This window comes from Lactiplantibacillus sp. B652 (assembly GCF_023806745.1).
GTDB lineage: Bacteria > Bacillota > Bacilli > Lactobacillales > Lactobacillaceae > Lactiplantibacillus > Lactiplantibacillus pentosus.
Window position 1 is genome coordinate 466,719 of sequence record NZ_JAMSKY010000001.1, and the last position, 23,800, is coordinate 490,518.

General features: G+C 44.0%; 18 protein-coding genes. 3 read left to right on the plus strand and 15 right to left on the minus strand.

What is annotated here, in order from left to right:
• Positions 1 to 16 precede the first annotated feature (16 nt).
• Positions 17 to 766, minus strand: coding sequence for a response regulator transcription factor (locus tag MZO40_RS02030; RefSeq protein WP_165860952.1), 750 nt, complete (start codon positions 764 to 766; stop codon positions 17 to 19).
• A 4-nt stretch (positions 767 to 770) separates the two neighbouring features.
• A complete protein-coding gene (locus tag MZO40_RS02035; protein ID WP_165860953.1) occupies positions 771 to 1,970 on the minus strand; it encodes a GHKL domain-containing protein in 1,200 nt (399 codons plus the stop codon).
• A gap of 827 nt (positions 1,971 to 2,797) precedes the next feature.
• Between MZO40_RS02035 and MZO40_RS02040 the strand changes: the two genes are divergently transcribed.
• Positions 2,798 to 2,968: a hypothetical protein gene (locus MZO40_RS02040; protein ID WP_165860954.1), complete on the plus strand. Its 171-nt coding sequence runs from the start codon at positions 2,798 to 2,800 to the stop codon at positions 2,966 to 2,968.
• A gap of 247 nt (positions 2,969 to 3,215) precedes the next feature.
• Here MZO40_RS02040 and MZO40_RS02045 read toward each other — a convergent pair whose 3' ends face one another.
• From MZO40_RS02045 to MZO40_RS02070, 6 genes are all read right to left on the minus strand, one after another.
• Positions 3,216 to 4,097, minus strand: coding sequence for a DMT family transporter (locus MZO40_RS02045; protein WP_105960939.1), 882 nt, complete (start codon positions 4,095 to 4,097; stop codon positions 3,216 to 3,218).
• Positions 4,098 to 4,311: 214 nt separating this feature from the next.
• The gene (locus MZO40_RS02050; RefSeq protein ID WP_105960938.1) at positions 4,312 to 5,676 is read right to left on the minus strand and encodes an AAA family ATPase; all 1,365 of its coding nucleotides are present in this window, start codon (positions 5,674 to 5,676) and stop codon (positions 4,312 to 4,314) included.
• A 262-nt stretch (positions 5,677 to 5,938) separates the two neighbouring features.
• Positions 5,939 to 7,930 carry a GTP-binding protein gene (locus tag MZO40_RS02055; RefSeq protein ID WP_105960937.1) on the minus strand — a complete coding sequence of 664 codons (1,992 nt, stop codon included), beginning with the start codon at positions 7,928 to 7,930 and terminating at the stop codon, positions 5,939 to 5,941.
• A gap of 295 nt (positions 7,931 to 8,225) precedes the next feature.
• On the minus strand, positions 8,226 to 8,891 hold the full coding sequence (locus MZO40_RS02060) for a type 1 glutamine amidotransferase (RefSeq protein ID WP_105960936.1): 666 nt from the start codon (positions 8,889 to 8,891) through the stop codon (positions 8,226 to 8,228).
• Between the two features lie 175 nt (positions 8,892 to 9,066).
• Entirely contained in the window at positions 9,067 to 9,927 is an 861-nt protein-coding gene (locus tag MZO40_RS02065) for a helix-turn-helix domain-containing protein (RefSeq protein WP_165860955.1), read from the minus strand.
• Between the two features lie 244 nt (positions 9,928 to 10,171).
• Positions 10,172 to 11,311, minus strand: a complete 1,140-nt coding sequence (locus tag MZO40_RS02070; RefSeq protein ID WP_122212029.1) for an MFS transporter — start codon at positions 11,309 to 11,311, stop codon at positions 10,172 to 10,174.
• 442 nt (positions 11,312 to 11,753) lie between these two features.
• Between MZO40_RS02070 and MZO40_RS02075 the strand changes: the two genes are divergently transcribed.
• Positions 11,754 to 13,178, plus strand: coding sequence for a 4-hydroxyphenylacetate 3-hydroxylase N-terminal domain-containing protein (locus MZO40_RS02075; RefSeq protein ID WP_105960933.1), 1,425 nt, complete (start codon positions 11,754 to 11,756; stop codon positions 13,176 to 13,178).
• 99 nt (positions 13,179 to 13,277) lie between these two features.
• Here MZO40_RS02075 and MZO40_RS02080 read toward each other — a convergent pair whose 3' ends face one another.
• Together MZO40_RS02080 and MZO40_RS02085 are read right to left on the minus strand one after the other, a co-directional pair.
• On the minus strand, positions 13,278 to 14,024 hold the full coding sequence (locus tag MZO40_RS02080; protein ID WP_216681075.1) for a tyrosine-protein phosphatase: 747 nt from the start codon (positions 14,022 to 14,024) through the stop codon (positions 13,278 to 13,280).
• A gap of 214 nt (positions 14,025 to 14,238) precedes the next feature.
• The gene (locus tag MZO40_RS02085; protein ID WP_101872590.1) at positions 14,239 to 15,582 is read right to left on the minus strand and encodes a threonine/serine exporter ThrE family protein; all 1,344 of its coding nucleotides are present in this window, start codon (positions 15,580 to 15,582) and stop codon (positions 14,239 to 14,241) included.
• Positions 15,583 to 17,117: 1,535 nt separating this feature from the next.
• On the opposite strand from MZO40_RS02085, the gene MZO40_RS02090 reads away from it, so the two are divergent.
• Positions 17,118 to 18,134 (plus strand): choloylglycine hydrolase family protein, encoded by a 1,017-nt coding sequence (locus MZO40_RS02090; protein WP_105960931.1) that lies wholly within the window; start codon positions 17,118 to 17,120, stop codon positions 18,132 to 18,134.
• A gap of 98 nt (positions 18,135 to 18,232) precedes the next feature.
• On the opposite strand, the gene pgmB is transcribed toward MZO40_RS02090, so the two are convergent.
• From pgmB to MZO40_RS02115, 5 genes are all read right to left on the minus strand, one after another.
• Entirely contained in the window at positions 18,233 to 18,904 is a 672-nt protein-coding gene (gene pgmB / locus MZO40_RS02095) for a beta-phosphoglucomutase (protein ID WP_003637315.1), read from the minus strand.
• 327 nt (positions 18,905 to 19,231) lie between these two features.
• The gene (locus MZO40_RS02100) at positions 19,232 to 20,767 is read right to left on the minus strand and encodes a CdaR family transcriptional regulator (protein ID WP_050338021.1); all 1,536 of its coding nucleotides are present in this window, start codon (positions 20,765 to 20,767) and stop codon (positions 19,232 to 19,234) included.
• A gap of 403 nt (positions 20,768 to 21,170) precedes the next feature.
• Complete coding sequence (locus tag MZO40_RS02105; RefSeq protein WP_101872586.1) at positions 21,171 to 21,824, minus strand: nitroreductase family protein; 654 nt, start codon at positions 21,822 to 21,824, stop codon at positions 21,171 to 21,173.
• Between the two features lie 25 nt (positions 21,825 to 21,849).
• Complete coding sequence (locus MZO40_RS02110) at positions 21,850 to 22,695, minus strand: acetoacetate decarboxylase family protein (RefSeq protein ID WP_003637312.1); 846 nt, start codon at positions 22,693 to 22,695, stop codon at positions 21,850 to 21,852.
• A gap of 32 nt (positions 22,696 to 22,727) precedes the next feature.
• Positions 22,728 to 23,588, minus strand: a complete 861-nt coding sequence (locus MZO40_RS02115; protein WP_252133070.1) for an SDR family NAD(P)-dependent oxidoreductase — start codon at positions 23,586 to 23,588, stop codon at positions 22,728 to 22,730.
• Positions 23,589 to 23,800 lie beyond the last annotated feature (212 nt).

The following is a 23,800-nucleotide window of genomic DNA, read 5'->3' on the forward strand; positions in this document are numbered from 1 at the left end:
TTTCCATAATATGATATTATTCAGCCTTTTGTTGTAATTCAGTCATTTTCTTCAATAATATTTTGACTTTACTTCTAGACACAAGACAGTGCTCATTGTTTTCAAAGTATATAATTCTTTTAACACGATCAACTTTTTGAATATTCAGTAAATTGACCACATAGGACTTGTGGCATTTAAATAAGCGCCCATCCTGATTTTCAATCTCATTTAATGTTGAGTAAAACTCACTAGATTTGCTCTTAGTCACAAGCCTTATCTTATGCGTTAACTCAGTCGTCTCAAAAAACAAAATTTCATAAAAAGGAATCTGAAAACTTGATTGTTGATTTTCAAAGATAAATAAATCCTCACTAAGGTTTCTTCTTTGATTCTTATGCGCCATTTCAACGCATTCGCTTATTCGATTTTCAAATTCTTGATCGGGTAAACTCTTATCGATGAAATCTAGAGCAGTTAATTTATATTTAAAAGTTATTGGCAAAAATTCAGAATGAGTCGTTACAAAAACAATCCACCCAAAAGGATCATACTCTCGAATTTCTTGTGCCAACTCAAATCCTGAACTGAAGTTGTTATGAATTTCGATATCCAGAAAATAGATATTGTTATTTGGCTTAGATTTCACAGCTTCGATTATGTCGTTTGGACGTGCTGTCTCAAGGATTACGATATCTTTCCAATTATTTTTACTTTTTTGTTCCAGTAAAAGTTTCTTCAAATATTGCTGCTGAATCAAATCATCTTCTAAAACAAAAACATTCAATTGACTACACATCCTTTTTGATTGCTAGCTTCTGCGTAAAGAGACTGTTTTTAAACTCAGTCTCTAAGCTTGCGTTGGGATATTTATTTAGTATGTCCTTAACAGTCGCCAATCCAATCCCTCGGTTATCCCCCTTGGTTGAAAAGCCAGATTCAAAGATCTTTCTTTTATCAATATAGCTATCCGGGGCATTATTCACGATAATAACAGTTTGGCTATCGTCTTCCTCAATGAAAGCAATAGACATTTCAGGGAGGTCTGTACTAAGGGAGGCTTCAATGGCGTTATCAAGAAAAATCGCGATCACTCTAATATAATCCAACAAATCAAAGTAAGTCGTCGTAACGTCGCTGGAAATCTCAATATTTACTTCTATACCATTTTGCTGGGCGTAAATAATCTTTGATGACAGTATGCTCTTTATTGCAGGAACTTTTAGCTTACTTAAATTAATTAAACTATATTTACTGCTTTGTAATGAAGCATTCAGACCTGACAACACCTCATTGTATACTGTTTTGATTTCTGTGATATTTTCATCTTCAATACCATGGCTAAGGCTCAGCATTACATTAATATAATCATGCCGGATACTTCTAACTTCAGTATAAAGATTTTCAATTTGAGAAGTATATTGTTCCATATGCTTTATTTGTTCCTCACGTAGGCATCGGAGCTGTGACTGTTGTATTGCGCTTAACTTTAAATTCAAATAAATCACTAAAGCTATTAGCAATAGTAGAAAACTACCAGTCAGATAGTAACGCACATATCCGATGTCGCCCATAGTATCTTCCCAGTAGTAACTTCCGTACTGAACTGTACAGAGACTGAAGAAGATAAAATTAACGCCAATCACAAGATTTCTTGTTGCATAGCCATAATTACTTCTCAAAAAATCAAAATCAGGATTTATAAGCTTACAAATCAATTCATTGATAACAACAGGAAGTGCTGTAAAAAATATAGGTATATAAATACTTTCCCCGTCTACAAACGTTCCTAAAAGAGATGACAGATTTCCAACTAAACTAAAAAAAGTGACACTATATACGCTATAAAAGAACGCCAGATACTTCTTTTGATGCAATCCATCTTTTATGCCAATCGCTGTCAACATCATAATGACAACGGTAAAAAAGAATGTGCTGAGCAGTATACTGCTGAAAAACGTCCCTAAAAAAACCAACGCAATTTCTCGCATGGTTAATTTTATGCTGCTTATTCTATGATAGATTAATAGCAACGAGGTCACTTGGACGACTATATTTAAAAAATCTACCATACTATTTGTGGGTTAGACTCTTGAGCTGAGGATTCTTAGGCTCATAGCAAAACAACGCACAATGAGCTTTTGACTGCACAAGCGTTTTGTGAACAACTTTTTTAAGTAATATTTTCCTATTCGTCGTACGATTCATATTTTTCATAATTATTATAACTCCTTTTAAACATTGCATAATATAACGGATGAATTGTTAAGCATTCAAGTCAGACTCCAAGAAAGATAGTAAATGGATGTAAAAGCGCCCACACCTATGCTTGAGCATTCTCTCTTATCACAAGGTCTTTCCACTAGAGCATAGACAACATACGCTCTGATATTTTTGTCATTATAACTTTATCACTCTTTCAATAAGTATACGATAAAGGATCCAGATTCTTACTATTCCGCACGAACGGTCGATTTTCATTCCTAAACCGCCATTAACATCTACAAAATTCCACTTAACGTTTGAATATCGACTGTTTAAGTTCTCCTGTAGAAAAAAGACTCGTCCTTTTATATAGTTAGTCCGGATCCCCTTATTAAAAACGAGCGGATCTCCACGTGAATAGAATTGTTAAGCTCAAACACGCTTTTGGTTAATCACTTATAGGAGAATTTCTTGGGTATAAATAATGAATTAAGTTTTGAAAACTAATTCTCAGATTTTGATATCTTATCCAATACTAAATTAACATTCATTAAGGTATCCGAAACAACTTGCAGTTAACATCTAGCATGACAGTCATTAGGAGGCTTGCAGCATGATTGAATACGAACATGTCATTTCTAAAATGGCATGGATAGTTCTTTTCACCGACGTTTTTCTTAAACCTCAGAGTCTGATTATAAAAGCATTCTTGGCACTCATTACGATTGCAATGCTTGTAGTTTTAGTAAGATTAAGACGAGAAAAGAAGGCTTTGAAGCGATAACCAATCTTATTCTCAATATATAAAGAATCGAAGTTTGTGAGAGTTAGTTCTTTCAGACGAACTTCCATAATTTCGGCCTACCATCAACGGAATCTTAACTGGATCTTTGGACACTTTGATCTAGCAGTAGACCTCGTCAGATCAAAAGACCTAATACCACGTTCTTCAGTGATAAACCTGTTTCACGTGAAACATAAAGCCACCAGCAGACTTGCTCGCTGGTGGCTTTTGTCGTAACTATCAAGTTTTAGCGTATCCGTCGTCGATTTAACACATTCGGTAAAATGACAGCCGTAATGATGACAACAACTCCTACCATCTGAACCCAATCAACGGTTTCACCTAATAATACAAATGCCACGACAATCGAAGCTGGCAATTCCAACGAAGAAAGAATTGGCCCAATGCCCAGTTCCAAGTATGGCATGAATAGTGAATACATGACCAACGGGAAAACCATGGAAAAGAGTGCAATTAGCACACCCCAACCGACCGTCGCTGGCGTGGTTGGTGCGGTAATCAATTGCGGCGACCACAAGATGGCAATGAGTATGAAAGCACCCAAACACAGCAACCACGTTTTCGATAACGGGTCGAGGTTATTGCCTAAGCTAGCTGTGAACTGCATCGTACAAGCATATGAGCAAGCGGCCAAGAAGCTAAGCAACAAGCCCCATGGTGAGAGTGCTTGCGTAATCGGAAACAGGCCAGCAGCTAAAATCGTGCCTAGCAATACCAAAACAATGCTGACCGTTTGTAGTCGTGAGGGGCGCCGATGATGAATGACTGCCCCTAGCAGCGTCGACAACCAGACTGCCTGCATCAGCATCACCGCAGCCACGGCAACTGGGATAAGTTTCAGTGCCTGAATATAAAAGGTATTAGTAAACCCTGATGCCGTTCCTGCCGCAATCACCAGGCCAATTTGCTTCCAACTCGTTGCCTGGCCTTTTAAACGTGCGTGTCGAACTAATTGAATAACACCTAAGATAACGACTGCGCTAAGGAATGACCAGAACAGCAAGGGGCCATTAGCCACCCCTTCTCGCCGCGCAATTTTAAACAACGATGCCGGCACACCAAAACTAATCGCCCCGAGTCCCACGAAAATGGGCGCGATTTTCTTCACTAAGATCCACTCCTTCTAGTTAAAATCATTTCAATTTTTCCGTGCCATCAAGTCGGCAAGCCGAGCAATATCCATTATCAGCTACCAGTGACTTGATGCGCTAAATAGTCAGGCCACAACAATACCGCCATTCATAAGTATGTACCAATGACGCAACTTTAGCGACTACCCTTGGCAATGTAAGGTTATGGCTGGGATTGAGTCAACCACGAACTCAATCATTTGTTGGCTTCATCTCAGCTCTCCTAAACGCCCGCTTAATATTGATCTCATTATTATGATTAAAGATACTCTCGTCCATTCCGCCAAGTTGAATCGCACGCAGATAAACATCACGTAAATTATTCGTTGCTTTGATATTCTTAATCGTGATATACCGATTACTGGCGTTCATCGTTGTAAAAATAATTTTGTGATATGGCAAAACCTCTAACGGGCGCAAATTATGCGATGTAAAAATCAGCAGTCCCTTTGCACGATCCGACATCACGCTGACTAGTTCCCCCAACAAGTATTCATAAATACCTGCATCTAGTTCATCAATCACAGCAATAATATTTTCATGATTATACGTGTTGATTAGTGTACTTAAAATCGAGATGATTTTCTTAATGCCATCCGACTCACAACGTAATGGAAAATGGTGAGTACCACGATGGGCAACCGCTTCAACAGTCAAGATTTCGTCGCCTTTTTGATTCGTGGTCACTTCTTTTTTCGCTAATGAAATGGTGAGGTCGGGAATGAGCACCGGCAACACTTCGTTAATTTGCGCGAAAACTTTGACTCCCACCTCGTATAATTCAGCGCTAATGTTTTTAGTGCTATCAGTTGGAATCGGCACTAAGCCAAATGCCTGATCGACGGAAAAGCTCAATGGTAAAAAAATATCCGAATAAATTTGTCCAGAAATCTTGCTCGAGTAGACAGCCAGGTTTAATGCGAATTGCTTGAATACCTTCAACACGGTCAACAGCTGGTCCGAAAAAATGTCGGTAGTCGTTAGGAGTTTCAACATATTTTTATTGAAGAAAAATGAATCCGCCCGTTCGTCAACTAACTCACTGAGCACCCGTAAGTCGACCATATTCTTCGGCACTCGAATTTTGCGCTGAACCGTTTTGGTCAGGTCTTTGAGGGGGATTGGGATATCGTCACTCCAAGAAAAGCCGCGTTGGTAATGCAGCAAAGTCCGCGTCCTGCCCCCTTTTTGGTTGGCTTTATATCGAATCTGCTCATCATCAATGACTAACCGCTGAGCCGTTCGACGCAGAGTAACGTCATAGGTGACATCCGCCTGATCAGTTGCCAAAACAATCCGAACGTGTGCTGGCTGATTCTGCGTAAAATCAATCAAATCCACTAAATCATGTTGATAATCAGCTTGGCTACCAATTAGACCAGTTTCAACAATTTGCTTGATCAATGCAATCGCATCAACCAACGTTGTTTTACCGGACCCATTCGCCCCGTACACACCAACGATGTTCAGTGGCTTGTCTTTATGGAAAAAATCAATCGACCCATTCGCCACATTCTTGATATGTTCGATGGTTATTTTTTTGAGTTCGATTTTCATTTTGTTTCCTCTTTCGATATTTTTTATATCAATTATACCTTTAAGGATAAATCATCGCTGCTGCTTTTTCAATAATTAACATCCATTAGTGTCAAGTCGTTATCTCCATTTGAAGGCAGCTGACCTGACCCAAGTTTGTCAAAACCCGACTACTTTCAATCGAAACGTGTTTTGGTCTAAGCCACCGACCAATGTTTAGCTATTTTAAAAGCTCAAAATGACCAGACTAGTTCGTCTAATCACTTCGAGCTTATTCGTCAATCTAATCAGTTTTCAAGTCTCTGTACGCCACATGCGCCATCTCCGGCACCTGATCCCAAGCCACCGGATAACCCGCGCCGTGTGCGCAAAAGACGGAGTCAGGCGTGTTTTCCAAGTCTGCAGTTGGGACGTAGGATTCGTCCGCAATGACTTCATCAGCATTATGACATGGCCGATAGCCATCCACCACACACTCCAATTGGCCTTGACCATGCGTGTAGGCCCGCACCGTTTGCGAATAATCTTGCATCGCTGCGACTGGCGCCACGCCGGTAATCGTGGTCAATTCCGTGCCATCCGTTGCAACACTAGTATTTGCGACCGGTGCATCGAACTCGCCGTTCATCCGTTGAATGTCCGTCATTGCCCGGCCTACCTGGTCTTGACCAACCTCTAATCGGAAACGATACCATGGCTCTAACAGCTGACAGGCACCTCGTTGCCGCAACATCATCAATCCCTGACGCAAAGCGCGCCACGTTGCTTCGCGGAAGTCGCCTCCGACTGAATGGACGATGCTAGCCCGACCGCTGATCAAGGTCACGTTGACATCAGTCAGTGGCGCCCCAACCAGTACGCCCCGTTGCGTCTTTGCCTGTAAGTTAGATAAGACTTGATGTTGCCAATTACGACCGAGGACTTCCAAGGAACAATCAGCAGCGAAGTGCAAGCCACTACCCCGGGGTGCCGGTTCCAGCAGCAAGTGCACCTCTGCATAGTGCCGCAACGGTTCAAAGTGGCCGACCCCTTCAACTGGTGCGGTAATTGTCTCTTGATACAAAATACTGCCAGTGCCAAACTGAACCGTTAGTTGAAACCGGTCCTTGAGCAACTGTTGCAACACCTCTAGTTGAATCGTGCCCATCACTTGTACCCGTAATTCTTGTAACGATTCCGACCAGGTGACGTGTAGTTGCGGGTCTTCATCCTCAAGTTGTCGTAGTGCCGTCAAACAAGCATGCAAGTCCTCGGACTGCGGATCGAGTGCGTACGTTAAGACCGGTTGCATCAGCGGTTGTTGCCCATCCGCTGCAGCGCCCAATCCCTGACCAGGACACGTCTGGGTTAGCCCAGTAATCACACAGACCGTCCCTGCATTGACCACTGATTGGGTCTCATACTTCGTCCCGCTATAGATGCGCAGTTGATTGACCTTTTGCGCGCCCAGTACCACGTCTTTAGGATGCAACGCACCGCCAGTGACTCTGACCCAGGTTAGCCGTTCGCCCTGCTCATCATGCGTGATTTTGAACACCTGAGCGCCAAACTCAGCCACAGCTGGTTTCGGCAGTGTCCAGTGGTCCAACCCAGTCATGAGGTCATCGACACCCGTTAATTTCAAGGCCGCGCCAAAGTAGCAGGGGAAAATCTCGCGGCGCTGAATCATGTGCCGAATCGTCTCATCATCAATCGTCCCCGTTTCAAGGTAATCGGCCAAAACGTCGTCATTTTGCATCGCAATGTCTTCCATTGCCGCATCTGGAACCGTCGGCGATTCAGTAGCCGTCGCATTGGCTTCAACCGTATTAAAGGCGACGCAACCAGGCGATAAGGTCTGTTGAACTTGCGCCATCAAGTGCGCCGCATCCGTTCCAGGCGCGTCCATCTTATTGATGAAGATGATGGTTGGCACGTGATAGCGCGCTAATAATCGCCATAAAGTTCGCGTATAGCCTTGAACGCCATCGGTCGCTGAGATGACCAGAATTGCGTAATCCAAGACGGAAAGGACTTGTTCGGTCTGTGTCGCAAAATCGACATGTCCCGGCGTATCTAGTAATGTCAAATCAAGATTATTATATTTTAAATTAGCTTGGTGCGAAAAAATCGTGATGCCCCGCTGTTTTTCAAGCGTGTCCGTATCCAAAAAGGCATCGCCATTATCCACACGCCCTAATTGCCGCAACGCCCCAGAACGGTAAAGTAGCGCTTCTGATAGCGTCGTTTTACCAGCGTCGACGTGGGCAATCATTCCCGCTACAATTTGTTTCATATTGGGCTCCCTCGTATTAGATGATTTATGCTTATGTTATTAGTATACCGGTTCTACAGACGTCGTGGACACTCAAAAGTCTCTGTAGCCAATTAGGTGACGTGAAATGCCAGCTTAAACGTCTAAAATTGGTAATTCGCCACATTTAAGCCGCAGTGTGCGAGCTTTCAACCACCGAATAGCAACCCTGAAAACGAAAAAGCAGGCTAGCTTCATTTAATTGTTCAGTTTCCTAAACAAACAGCCACCATTAAGACAAGATTTGCTTAATGGTGGCTATTCAACATCACAGTGCTTAAGCCGTGATGTAATCCAAAATAGTGTATAAAATGTCTTTGTTTTCGGGTGGAACTGGCGTTTGTAGGATTGTCTTCGCTGATTGGTCTAAAACTGAACCGGCGATATAGCGATAATCATTGACGACCATCTCACGCACATTGTCAGCTGCGGGTTCAAAATGAAACTGCAAGCCAACGACTCGATGATTCATGACAAAGCCTTGATTTCGGACGGCGTCACTGGAAATTAACAACGTTGCCCCGGCTGGGATTTCGAACATTTCCTCGTGCCAGTGTAAGACCGACATTGTCGCCGGAATACCTGGAATGACCGTACTTTGACGAGCAACCGGTGCCCAACCGACTTCCTTGGCTGGTGCCTTCGTGACCGGGTAGCCCAGGGTTTTCGAGATTTGTTGGGCACCATAACACGCCCCAAACATCGGGACATCCCGGTCCAGTAATTGTTGAATCAAGTCCCGTTCCTGTTTGATCCATGGCAGATCATCGTTTGGACTCATTGGTCCACCCAGGATAACGAGCATTTCCGTCTCATCCGCCGTTGGGAGTACACCAAATTGGTACGGATGATAGACATACATTGTATGGCCGTGGGCGTGCGCCCAATCAGCAATCATTCCTGGCCCTTCATTTGGGGTGTGCTGCAGTACGTTAATTCGCATAACTGCTCCTTTCCACAACGGCAATGTTTGGTATGGGTATCGCCTGCAACTACCCAAGATAGCGTCATTATACCACGCCAGTTGCACAATCGATTAGGCATTATGCTAAACTTAGATTTAACTGAAACAGTGAACAGAGTCTCTTGCTGTTAATCAGACAAATTAATCCCAATGGTTAATTTCTCTTGAGCGCGGCAATATGCTTTTTTGCTTGTTTAATGATTGTTTCATTCTTATTATATTCCGCAAAAAACAATGCTTTCTGGTATTCCTCAGCAGTAACATCACCGTCGTTTATACTCTCGTTAGCATATGCAATCAGATAGTAAAACATCTCTATAAAATAACTAGTTGAAAACTCTTGGCCAATGCTAATCGCTTCAGTAGAAATCAGTGTGCTTTGCTCAAAATCGCCTGTCTTTGAATAATATTTAGCAATGTTATTCAAAATAAAAAGATACCAATATATGTTATCTTCATTTGGCGTAACATTGACGATTCTTTTGGCAGCTTCCGTAAAATAAAAGCTTTGTTTAGCTGTATCCTTTTTATTAAAATACGCGACACCAGTTTCTACTAAGGCTAACACTGGAAAAACAGATTCAAGCTTGTGTTGTGACGCAACAATCGTGATCTGGTTAAAATTAAAGATAGCCGTATTCCAATCTTTGGTTAGCCACATATCACATATTGCAAGCAAACAATCTAGTCTATCTTGCACTAAACTATTCAGTTCTTTTTTCTCAGCAACTAATTTGGTCAGTGCGACTTTTGCTTTTGAATAGTTATACGTTTCTACCAAGTGTTCTGCTTCACTCAATGATTTTTGAATAGTTGGGGCACTTGGCACACCAGCAATATCATTTAAATCAAGATCAAGCTTTTGGGCAATCTGAATCAATACACCCACACTTGGCGGACGATTTTCGTTTTCCAGTAAACTTATCGTTGGTTGATTTGTAATGCCCTTTGCCAGTTCAAGTTGGTTCATTTTTAATTCTTTTCGTCTCTTCTTGATTATAGATCCATTTAACATGGCGATACCTCCTCTAAAAGGGCGTTTACATCTTGCAAACCTAACCATGTGCGGTTTGGTATAAAGACATTCTTTAACAGAAAAGCTATATTCATCGTTTGATGTAATATAAGCTCAATTATATTACAGTGCCCCAACTGAGTCTTCACCTTAAATGCATTCTTTTCAAGAACCGAGAGATTACTGTGTAAAAGCTGTTTAAACATTATCTAATTATCTCACGTAAGATCTATACTGCCTTTTCCTACTCTTTTGCATATTCCCGCATCAAAAATAAATATGAAACGAATGAAACCACGATTAAAAGCGAACACCCAACTGAGACGATTTGTAAAATAGAATAATCCTCAGATGTTATTCCAACTACATAAGAGCCAAGGGTCAGGATTAATGATGTCACTAGATTTATTAGCGAAAATGCAGAAGCTCGAATGGATTCCCGAGAAATCATTTGGAGTTCACTTTCCAAAATAGGGCTCCACAATTCATAAATGATATTAGGAATCATAAATAAAATAACAATTAACAAAACTTGACTATGCGCCGTATAAATCAGTACAAAAGACAATATACTTACCGAGAATAGCAATATCAGTAATTTTTTACCCAATTTATTAGATGCCCGCTCTGCTAACACGGCAGCGGCGGCCCCCAAAAGTGAAATTAACCCAAATACAACTGAAACATACCCAGTGTGAAGACCTTCTTTAGAAAACAACAGCGGGCCATATTGATAGCTTAATGTAATTGCAGATTCGGAAAACGCGATACAAACTAGTAACCGTCGAAATTTCTTGCTTTCCCTAACAAACCTCAATACAGAAACAACCTTGAAAGGACCATCATCTTCGACCACAATATTATCCTCATCCACTGAAGAAACTAACAATACCGCGATAACTCTAATTACTATGGCTGTTACGAATAGGAATGACCATGAAATTTGTGATAACCAGCCACCAATACTGTTTCCAAACGCCGTTCCTAAAATCTGAATACCATTAAAATAGCCTAGATACTTAAGATATTTTTGCTTATCGCCTACTTTATCGTAAAGTAGTGCGACATCAGACCCTGAAATTAACGATAGGCCAAGTGCAAATATAATAAATCCACCAAAAATAATTACTCTATTCTGTGGGAAGAAATAAGATATTAAATACACAACACATAATAGTTCACCAATTTGCAGGCTCAACTTTCGACCAATTTTATCGGCTATCATGCCTGAAGGTAACTCAAATAAGGCCGAGCAAAGAGTAAATGTTCCTTCTAAAATAGCTACTTGAGCTGTTGTCCAACCTTGTGACTTTAGATAGATCATCCAAACCACTAACTCTGGCATCACAGTTGTAAACCAGGCATATCCAAATAATTTATTCACCTTTTTCTCCCTTCAACGACACAGAGATTTCACTTTTCGAACGAGACAGACTAACAACTATCTCAATCTATCGCAGACACATTCAATAAATCTACGACAAGTGTCCTGCTGTCTATTTTTATCGTCACACAATAAAAAGGACTAAATTTTGCTCTAGCCCTTTTCACTTTACTCTGTTAAATAAAAATTTATATATATCTGTGGTGCTAGCAAATGCTTTTCACTGAAAGCCATCATTTTCACCTTCTTTTTTAATTAATATTTCAATATTATCATAAAAAAGCAATGCTAAACAGATAAAATATTCGTATTGTAATAAAAAAATATATAAGTATGCTTGCCGGAAATATTTTCGCACAAAAATATATCACCGCCACCCACTAGTGAATTCGCTTCCACTCATGGTATATTGGAATTAATTTCATCAGGGGGGAATTCACACATGCATACTATTGAACAGCTCGACGATGGCCGCGCGGTGTACTTAAATGGCAAACGGATCAATGTCGCTGAGGTGCCTATCTTTCGCAAAACCTTAGCGCTGAACAATCAATATTACGATTTACAGCGCACTCATTCTGCAGTACACACCTATCAGGAAAATGGCAAAAACTATGATATTGCGTTTAAGGTCCCGCGTACGGTTGATGATTTACGTCAAAAGCACCAAGCTTATCAAGAAATCGCTCAAAGTAACAGTGGCATGTTGGGACGCACACCGGATTTTCTCAATACTGGTATGGCGGTTCTTGCCGAACGGGCAGATTTTCTAGGCCATAATCAATATGCTGACTTTGCGGACAATGCTCGAAATTACGCCAAATGGGTCAAAGCCAACGACATCTTTATCAGCCATGCCCTTCAAAATCCACAATTGAATCGGCAACGCGCCATCAACGCGATTCCATCTGGTTATGCCGGCGTTCATACAGTCGAACGTAATCAAGATGGCATCTTCGTTTCCGGTGCCAAGATGGTTAATACGATGGCGCCGATTGCAGATGATTTATTGATTTTTAATCCTCCAGAACTGTTGCTCGAACCAGGTGACACAAGTTATGCGGTCGCCTTTGCAACGCCTTTGAACAATCCAGGAGTCAAAATCATTTGTCGTAAGCTATTAGATCATCCAGGCTATACCACCGCTGACTATCCGCTAAGCAATCTGCTAGACGAAATTGACGCGTATATTATTTTCGACCATGCTTTCATTCCGTGGTCAAAAGTTTTTGTAGACAATAACGTCGAAATGAGTAACCGCTTCTTTATTGATTCCGGTATGTTTATTCATACCTCTCATCAAGATGAGGTGCGCGGTATTACAAAGTTAGAATTAGCAACCAGTCTCGCCATTCGGGTCGCTCACGTCTTAGGACTGGATGGCTTCCTTGGTGTTCAGGAAAAGCTCGGACGTTTAACGGCTAACCTTGAATTAATTAAAGGTACGATTACACGCTCAGAGGATCAGGGCCACTTAGATCAATTCGGCATTTATACCCCTAGTCTTCAAGCGTTACAAGCTGTTCGATCCACCTTACCGTCCTACTACGATCAAGCCCTCCGCGTCACACAGCACCTAGCAGCAGGCTCCATGGTTGGTACCCCTGGCTATGCAGAATTTGATGGTGATAACGCCACGATTCTAAAACAGGCGCTGACAACTGACCGGGCAACAGCCACAGAACGTACGCGCCTTTTGAACTTAGCATTTGATTTAACAAGTGCTGGCTTTGGGCAGCGTCAGCTAATGTATGAATACTATCACGGTGGGAATCCAATGCGCATTCGTTCCCAACACTATCAGCATGCCGATTTAACAGCCGGTAATCATATGCTCGATTCGTTGCTTGCAGAACATGTCGATTGATAGCGTTCATTACCATCCAGCTAATCATGATTAACCCAAAAACACGCCCCGAAAACGAGGCGTGTTTTAAATTACCATTATAAAATCAGTCCATCTTGACTAATCTGTCAAATATAGCTGTCGCAACCGTTGTAGCTCTGCTGCAGTCAAGCCTAAACCGGTGTGCAAGTACGCGTCAAAGGTTCCGTAGTGCTCCTGAACCACTTCAAAGTAGTGCGTCAAATAATCTTCATCCACCACTAACGCTTCATTGACTGCCCGCTGTTGGTCAGGCGACATTTGGGCGGCGTATTGTTGTATGATCTGCTGATTTGCAGCCGCCCGCGCCTCATTAGTCAATAAATAGTCCGCCATGATTTGGGTCTCACTCACATCCAAGATCTTTAAAAACAAGGCTGCGCCGACTCCCGTTCGGTCTTTGCCAGCAAAACAGTGGAAAAGTAACGGTTCGTTAGGAACTAATAGGGCCTGAATAAACTGCCGATAACTTCCCCGGGCCGTTGCATCCAACGCCAACTGTTCATATAACTGAACCATGCGGTCGTGTACCGCACCCGTACTGGTTATCATCGTCTGTAAACTAGCATCGTTTTGCGTCACTTGCGCTAACACATCCAGGACTTGGTAATCGACTTGCGCCCAAGTCACGTCTGGAAATCGCTGGCGCTCATCTCGACTGCGCATGTCCACGATTCTCGTTATCTTAAGTGTCGATGCCAAGTAATTGATTTGCGCCGTTGTCAGGTGGTCTAGTTGTCCTGAGCGGTAGAGCAATCCGTCCCTAACTACTTGATGCTGACGGTTACGATGACCGCCTAATGAACGCAGATTCGTAATTGGTTCCATCTGCCACGCCTCCCCGCGAGTTGATACCTTATTGTAAATCTGATTCGTTAGTTTTTCAGAGAAATGCGCACGCAAAAAAAGCGTTTAACCTGTCGACCACGTCCTGAAGTCAACGGATTAAACGCGATGTGCAATTGAAATACTTAATCATCGTTTATATTTGCTAAGTCATGCGGGCGACCACGCGGGTAGCTTGCCTGTCATCAACCCAGCATCAGTCGAAATGGCGCCACTCATGGTCCAATAACGCGCGGGCAACGAAAAGTCCCAGTGGCAAGAACATGATAATCAGTACGGCCTTTGTCAGCCACAGCGCCCCGACGTTGATCTGGTTACTACCAATGCTGTAAATGGCGCGGTAAATGTACAGTCCCGGCACCATGATGACGATTGACGGAACCGTTAATGAAATCCGCGGATAACCATTATATCGATTAACGACTGAGGCAATCAGCCCCGCAACCAGTGCGCCACAAAAGGCTGCGGCGGCTGGTGGAACGGCGGTCAAAGACACCAATTCAAGTCGTAAGGTATTCGCGATAGCCCCAATGAAGCCCGCCGTAATCGCCATTTTCTGCGAGCTATTGAACATAATCGAGAAACCATACACCCCGCAAAAACTTGCCGGTAAGCGTAATAGCAAGGTAGCCCAGGGCGACAATCCTAAGGGCAGAAAATCTTCGGGTTTAAAATTAACCAACGTCGCCACCAGCCACCCGACCAACGTGGCAACTAAGGTGACCATTATCGCGTACGCTAGCCGTTCCAGTCCTGAGCGCATATCCAACTTGGACATATCCAGCATGCTCGTGATGAACGGAAAGCCCGGAATCACAAACAGCATCGCCCCGATATAGCCGGCTTCATGTTGCGCTAGAATCTGAAAGTTGGCTTCAAATATTTTGAAACTAATCATGTAGGCAAGGCACGCGACCGCGACACTGACCGCAATCCCAGCAATCGTCGTCAGCGACCGTTTACCCATCGCCGCACGCACATAGTTGCCTAAGCCAGCTCCAAGAAAGGAACAAATCATCTCAGGAATACCACCGCCCAGCAGAAAAATAAAGCCGCTGCAGGCTAACCCGGCTGCTAAGCCCAACATCCACGGCGCATATTGTTTTGGCCGCTTTTGAACGTCATCAATGGCCGCGTGAACCTGAGCAACCGTCGCATGGGCATATTTACGATCAAAATCTTTGACGAACTGCTCCAAAATATTCAATTTATCCGTGTTCACACCGGTATTCGGCAAGGTTAACACCTGCGTATAACTGCGTTCGTGATGAAAACAAGTATACTGGATTGAAATCAACCCAATATCTGCGGAACACGTTAAGTTAAGGCTCCGGGCGATTTTATTCATCGCATCGCGTACCCGCCAGGCCCCTGTTCCACAAGATAACATCAAGATACCGACTCGCCCGACGATCGACGTCCGTTCCTGAATACTGGCATGCTTAGCTGGTGCGTCTTCATTGCGAATAAAATCTTTCCACGGAATCGTCATATGGTGCCGTTGTGATAATGGCACCGGCGACTTCTGATTATTATTCATGATTTCCTCCAGACTTAATCCCTAAAGTGACAACGCTTCTATTTCATTTTAGGCCAATCTGTCGGTTTTTGATAGCGTGGCGTTTAATTGTGACGGCTAAATGTTTCACGTGAAACATTCAGCCACCCACTTGTCACACATAGAAGAATATTTCTTGAAATGATAGTTCTTCATAATAATATAAGGTTGTTGAAACGGACACTTCTAAATTTTAGTTTGCCACTCCAAAGCAAAGTCAAAGGTCTGAGGTTATTTATCGCTAAAGCAATAAGTAATCTCAGACCTTTTTGGAAGATTAAAGTCCAAAATACTAACTATGATGGTACAAATAAATACATATCAATATTAAACAAACTGCACTTGTTTTTGTGCCATCATTCCAATAACCATACGCCCATATACTTGAAGATACCAAACTACCAAGCAAGGTAAGCGAAGCTATAATCGCACAACCAATTAAAATGTTATTTGCTAATTTTTGCGTCATAAATCACCATTTTTTCTTATTGCCGCATTGAGTTATGCACCCAAAGCAAGTTCATCAACATCTACAATAATAATTCCTGCTACGCCGATATCATAAAGTTAATATATCATACGTGTTATATATCCGATACCCATTCTTCCGAAATGGTATATTCTTCACTCCGGATCGTTAGGCATGGACAATTTCTTAAAGTACACAAAATTATACAATATCCTTCGTACGCTGCATTTATCTCCTAACTATGTTGAATACAAGCTTTGTAAAGAATTGCTTTTAAGATACTACCGACTATTCCATTAAACGTTTTGGAAACAAGCATTTAGTATTAAGTGAATTTATGTTAACTTAAAGATACGATTACGTACAACTATTAAAATAATGGAGCAGGTTATCATATGTAGGAAACAACAAAAATTATCTAGCATCGTTAAAAATGAACCGGAATAGTTTGGACGCAGTATTGGAATCGTTTCTACAAATCTGTTTATTACAGACGGAAACTGCTCGTCCGGCGCATAGACGGTTTAAGAAGTCGCAACATATCTTGATCTTGTCAAATTATAACGAGGTGAATACGATGAACAAACTGTTTTCTCAATTTTTAAATCCACCAAAGATGATATCCATCATTCTGATTTTAGTCGTATTATTTATAATCTACTACTTTGGTCCTGGAATTATTAAAAGCCTATATGAAGTTGGCTATCAGACAGGTAACGCAATTTCTAGCTGGGTAAAATGAGTTAATAAAATCAACAGTAATCAAGCCAATTTGAATTTCCCTCCTGAACTAACATCTCCTAAATAAATTGAAATTTTACGTGGCGACTGACCATCAAGTTGGCAGAAGTGCTTTGAGCTTTCACAACTGTTACGACTCTCATGACCAGCGGATTGCTTTAATCGCCCCACCCGTCCGCTTGTTAAGTCAACTACCCGCTCAAATGTAAGGTGACCGTTCAATGCTGCCAGACCATGTCGCAATTATCGCATCTCCTGGTCACGTCATGCTAAATTAACGGTATCATCTAGCAAAGGAGCGATTAGTATGTGTACCAGCCTAACTTATACCAATAGCCACGGCGGTCATTTTCTGGCCCGTACCATGGATTTTAACGTCGACTTCGACACGCGCATCATGTTCATGCCTCGGCATTATCGGATTGCCGGCGACCTGGGCGACTTTAAGACGACCTATGGCTTTATTGGCGCCGGTCGTCAATTGAACCACGAAATTTTTACCGATGGGGTCAACGAATGTGGTGTTAGCATCGTCGCCCTCTATTTCCCTAACCATGCCATTTATCAGCCACACAGCGACCATGCTAAAATCGAGCTTGCCCCACACGACTTTGTCACCTGGGCACTGGGCAATATTTCGAGCGTCGCTGATTTACGTGACCGGGTCAAGCACCTGCAACTAATTAGTAGCACGGTGGAACTGATCAATGAAATTCCCCCGCTCCACTTCATGGTCAGTGACGCTTCCGGCGAAACTGCAGTCTTGGAGCCGACTAGTGGCGAACTGCATTTGATCAATAATCCCGTTGGCGTTTTGACGAATTCACCGAACCTTAAGTGGCAGCTCCAAAACCTAAGTAAATACGGCACACTTACAAATACTGAACGGACGCTCAATAAATTCGTCAACTATCAGCCTGGTTCTCAGGGCCCCGGTACTGGCGCGCTCGGGCTGCCTGGTGACTACACATCCATGTCCCGGTTTGCACGGACCGTCTTTCTCAAGCATTACGCACAGGTCCCAGAAACGACCACCGCGACCGTCAACTTGCTTCAACACATTTTAAATGCGGTCACGATTCCTAAGGGCGTTAAGGTCAGCGCGACTGGTCAAGCAACCTACACGGAATACCGCAGCTACATGGACCTCAATCATCAGACTTACGCGCTGGAATTATATGAAAATCCCGGCGTGCTTCAGCAAGTCAACCTGACTGATCAATTATTGGAACATCAGACGATCCCACTAGAATATGCGCTGAGTCGGACGCCACACGTGCAACTACTGACTGCAGATGTCGCGACGCTACCCACGGCACACTAACTGATTAAATCATTTAAACAGCACCAAAAAAGCTTACTTCATCGTGGCCCGTTTGACGGGTAATTGTGAAGTAAGCTTTTATTTAGCTGCGGCTGGAATTAGCCTAATGCAGCTTCTAGATTTGCTAAAGTTAACTCTGCTGTCGAAGTGAAGTTCACGTCAGCGCCCGTTAAGACGGCTGGGTCGCCAATTCCAATCGAAGTCTCGCCGGCACCATTGATAGACTGAATCCCGACCTTGGCATCTTCGACTCCCGCACATTCTTCAGGTTTGAGTCCGAGCACTTCTGCACCGCGGGCAAAGATTTCTGGGTCTGGCTTACCATGCTTCAAAGTCGATGGGTCCACGCGAGCTTCAAAATAGTGCGCTAAGCCCAATTGTTCCAAAACTAATGGTGAGTTCTTAGAAGCGGAGGCCAGTGACAACTTATAGCCGTGTTTGGCTAAGTCAGCTAAGAAGGCTTCGATTCCAGGTAAGATTGCCGTCTTATCCATCCCCTTCAAGAGGTTGAGATAGTTGGTGTTCTTCTTTTCAGCGTACGCCACTTTTTCGGCTTCCGTATAGTCGTTTTCCTTACCACCAGTTTTCAAAATCAGGTTTAAGGAATCCATCCGGCTGACACCCTTTAAGTTATCGGCGAGTTCTTCGCTCCAAGCCACGCCTAATTCATCGGCTAATTGATGCCAAGCTTGTGAATGGTACACGGACGTGTCGGCAATCACACCATCTAAATCAAATACGAATCCCTTAATTGCTGCAAATTTACTCATTACTAGTTCCTCCTCGTGAATGACTACTAGTTTTGACGCTCGTTGTTGACCGGTATAAAATCACTTCGCAGACGGGCTCAACTCAGTCAGCAGGCAATCTCTGACTAACGCCGTCCGTTCAATCTCACTTAGTATTATAAAACGCTTTCAGTCTCAATGCAACCGGTTGCATAACTATTTTAATCTTAATTGGTCTGGCACGTCTGAAGACTCAGCTGATAAACGCTGTCATATCAACAATCTTCGTCTTTAATCGTCACTAGCTTCCAATGCTTCCAAGCTAGTTAGTTCCAGTTATAAACAACCGGTTGCACGCCCGACTGATCACTAGTCCTGCGTGGGGATTGGGACGTCTGCTCGGTAGCGATACTGATGTTGCACCAGAAAGTGCTGAAGTTTAAAGCTGGCCGCTAATTTAAAACAGGTCTCGGCATCTCGTAAATCACATCCCGTAAGCTTGGTAATGTGCTGAAGTCGATTGCGGAGCGTGTTAGGATGCACGTATAATTGCTTGGCGGTACGCGTCAATTGGCAAGTCGCCTGCAAATACGCATCCAGCGTCGGTACTAATTCGGTATGGTTTTGGCGGTCATAATCCAGTAACAGGCGTAAGGCAGGATTAATGAAGAATGGCAGGATCTCGACGTGATTGACCCGTGCTAAGGCGAGGTCATAGAATTGATCTTCACAAAAGACCACCCGGCCCCGGCTCGTCTTTAACTGGGCGGTACGCTGACACACGACATAGGCCGCGTAGGTGTCTTCCGGATTCACATAGTGTTGTGAAACGATCAGCCGGCAATCTGCCCGTTGCGCGATAGTCTGTAGTGTGGTGATAAAATCTGGTTGATTATACGCGGCTAGACTAATGGAAATCAGCGCGACACACTGCTGATGGTAAATGGACACCAGCACTTGTTTGAAATGCGGCAACATCAGATATTGCAAGCGTTGCTGTAAAATCATTGGCGCTTGGTCGGCAAGTGGTTCACAGCGTACCAGGACCATCGCAGTCGGTAACTTGACATGTTGTTCAGCAAACTGATCAGCAAATGTGCCACCCTGCCGTTCCGTCAACAACAAGTTCAATAAGCGGTCTCGCTGTGACTCGGCAGTCGGCATAATTTGATTTTTGACTAGCGAACCCGCAATCACCTGCCCAATCGAATTAATCAACAGGGCTTGGCGGTCATTTAGCGGTGTGTTGAGTGCCGGCATGACCAGGTACCCGATCGGTTCAGCTTTATTCGCTAACGGTGTAATCAGCATCGGCCCCGCTGAAAGCCGGTCCTCCGCGACGTAGACCTGCGTTAAAAAATCTGGCGTATCCGCTGCGAAACCGTGGTCTAATAGCCAGCGCCCGACCCGATTAGTTTCGACCGCCGCGTGGATACTGGGACCATTGAGTTGCGTCGTGTGGGACCGCGACAAAATCTCCCCGTTGAGGTCAATAATCGCCAACGGATTGCCCAATAATCGAACGGCCTGCGCGAGCGTGGTATCAAAATCCGCCGTAATCGCGTTGATGGCGAACTGGTTGATGATATTTTGGAGCTCAATGTCATGATGCAGCGACTGCCCAAGCGTCACCAATAATTTCAGCAGCTGATTTTGAGCCGCGATGACGGTCGTCAGGCCTGCTCCAAGACTGACCGTCCCCACGATTTGGCGGTGGCCGCGCCAGTCGTAGGATAGTTGCACCGTCTGACTCGCTGCGGATTGCAAATACAACCGATGCGTTGCCACCGCTTCAGTCGCACTCACAAATTGGACTTCCGTTACCTCCGGATTATGGGTAAAACTCGATTGTTTAGTGACATCAAAGGTCATCGCTAGCTGCCGTAGAATCGCGTTCAATTTCATGAAAACCGTCCCCCTTTTCATCGCACCTATCGCCTTCATCATAAGCAATGTAAGCGCTTTTGTAAAGGCGGCTAAATCAATGATTTCATGCTTAAACGGCAGCCAGTTGTGCATCCTGAACTGGAGTTGAACATTATTGGTGACGGAGCCACTGACTAAGCGGCAGGGCGCCGATTCACGACTGACACCTGCCATGAAGATACTAATAGCGGTCAGCGTGAGCGAGCCTCAATTTGCAGTCGTGTGGGAAGCGGCTGATAAAGCTAGTGATATGGAAATAGCTCAAGCTGCTGTCGTGCTTGAACCGCTTGATAAATCTGTACCTTAAACTATCGTTACAACGGCCCTAAATCACAAAAAGAGTGGGTCAGCCCCGCTCTTTCTTCAATCAAATCAAATTCAATTATGCTAAGAAATCCGTCTGGGTTTTGGCGTCGTACCGAGTCGTGTGGAGTGGCTCCTGGGCGGCCTTACCAATCGCAATTCCCATAACTGGTACGTAGCGTTTTGGATCCAGTCCGAGTGTTGGAATCATCTTCTCGAAATCAATTCCAGAGAAGGCGTTAGCATCGTAACCGTGAGCGCGAGCGACCAACAGGAGTTGCATCCCCACGATCGAACAGTCGATGGTCGCATCAAATTTCAAGAAATCTGGCGTCGCATGTTCATATAACGGCAGGAAGGTTCCTAGAATCTGGTCCAGGCGTTCCTTGGTAATATTGCCATCCTGATAGACCTTGTTCCAAACGTCGCGATAAACGTAGTGCGACTGCGTATCTCCGGCGATGAAGACGATGGCGGAGGCACTGTCGACTTGCGGATAGTTAAACTTCATAACCGCTTGCTTGAATTTTTCCTTAGCCTCAGGGGTATCGACGACCACAAAGTGCCATGACTGCAAATTGCAGGCTGACGGCGCCGTTGCGGCCTCGGCAATCATCTTTTGGAGCTCCTCGCGACTGATTTTAACATCCGGTTCAAACTGCCGAACCGAGTGCCGATTAAACATCACGTCTGCTAAATCGTTGTTAACCAAATTTTTTACTGCTTCTGACATCAGCTATTCCCCGCTTTCCGAATGCTTAAATAATATAAGTCGCTGCTTTTGGATTGAAGAAGCTCCGGTCATACCGGCCCGTTAAGAGTTTTGGCATCGTGGTGGCCGCATCGACCTCATCTAATTTCAACGTATTGAACATTACGGACGTCTTGAAGTGGAACCAAGCTGCCCCGAGTGGCTTCAAGACTTTCAATTCACCGAATGGATCGTCATCCGTCGAATCGAGTTGAATACTCAAGTTCCCAGGCTCAACCTGGTCTGCCAATGACCGTAACTGGGTCGCAACTAACTGGACGTTGTTAAAGTGGTTGGTACCGTCTTCGTGCTGGTCGATATTGTATTTGTAGAAGAAACTGTTCATTTCAGCTTCCTTGCCTAACGCTAATTGGCCCGCAAATTGTTTCATGATAGACGGATCGTTTAGCTCACCGGCAGTCCAGGAAACATTCAGCAAAGTCTTGCCGTGCCGCTCAACCGTGGCCGTCGCACTGTTGTCGTTACGCCGTAATTCAATTGCATCCGCCAACTTCTTAGGAATCCCAGCACCTTCCCGACCAGCAATGACGCCACTTTCGGCACCTGGTCCGTGTAACAATAGGTTGATTGGATAGGCGCCCATCATCTTGTCCTTATAACTAACGAGTGCAAATAAGCTCTCTTCAAGGTAAGGAGCACTGAACGTTGGTTTGCCCATATGCACCACGTAGCCGCAAACAACTGGCGCCATTAATTTCAATGGCGCTGGAATCAACGCTTTCAAGACGGCTTCATCGGTGGCGTAAGCGAAGCCGATTCCTTCCTGGTCATTCATACTTGGGGCCGTCAAAAAGTTCTTAACATCCTGATCACTTGCGATAAAACTTGCCATGTTAAAACACTCCTTTGTCTGCTTGATATCAGCTACATAATGCCATCCATGATATGCACGTCAGGCGCACCGTCCATCACGATTCGTTTGACCCGATCCTCAATCAATGGATTGTATTCTGGATGCGTCAAAATGTAGAACCGGTTGTCTTCCAAGGCTTTGAAGACGGTGTCCGCAATCGTATCGATTGGTTTACCGTTCGTAATGACGTACTTCGAAAATTGTTGCCCCTTCAGATAAGCTTCACTTTGATAGTACGGATCAGTTGGGTCACTGTACTGTGCAGGCCGGTGATTCTCGGTGTGATAGAGGTCCGTTTGAACAAAGCCGGGGCACATGACGTGCATGTCGATATCGATGCCCGCCCGCTGTAAGTCGTAGGCCGTAGCTTCCGTCATCCCGACTGAGGCAAACTTGCTGGCGTGATAGGAAGGCATTCCGGGGGTGTCTACTAAGCCAGCGATTGACGCCACGTTTAAAATATCGGCATGGGTCTTTTGTTGAATCATGATTGGAATAATGCGTTTCATTGCATAAACTTGACTCATTAAGTTGATATGCATGATCCATTCCCAATCACGGGTTGGTAATTCCCAGATGCGCCCTGGTAAAGCAATCCCGGCATTGTTGATCAGTAAGTCGATGCGGCCAAATTTCTCCATCGCTTGTTCGACAGCATCATCGACACTATCTTCCTTGGTCACGTCAGCCGTGATCATCAGCACATCCGCGCCCTTGTCGAGAATATGCTGGTATGTTTCCTTCAATGCGGGGCCATCAATGTCCACAATCGTCAGCTTCATGCCGCGATCGGCAGCCCCTTCCGCGATAACTTGACCAAATCCGTGAGCAGCACCGGTAATAAACATGACCTTATCTTTAAAATCCTTCATGATTGTCCGACTCCTCCTTAAATCTAATTGTGATTTGTTTAACTTAAAAAGCAGTTCAACGCCTGATGACCGGTCATTCATCTTGACTACGCTTTCATACTAACGCAATCATTCACAAGCGGTAAGGGATGAAACCACCAGTTTCACAGCTGCCAAACTGTAGCTTTTGCACATGCTGGATTGTTCACAAAGTTAACGAACGGCCAGTAAAC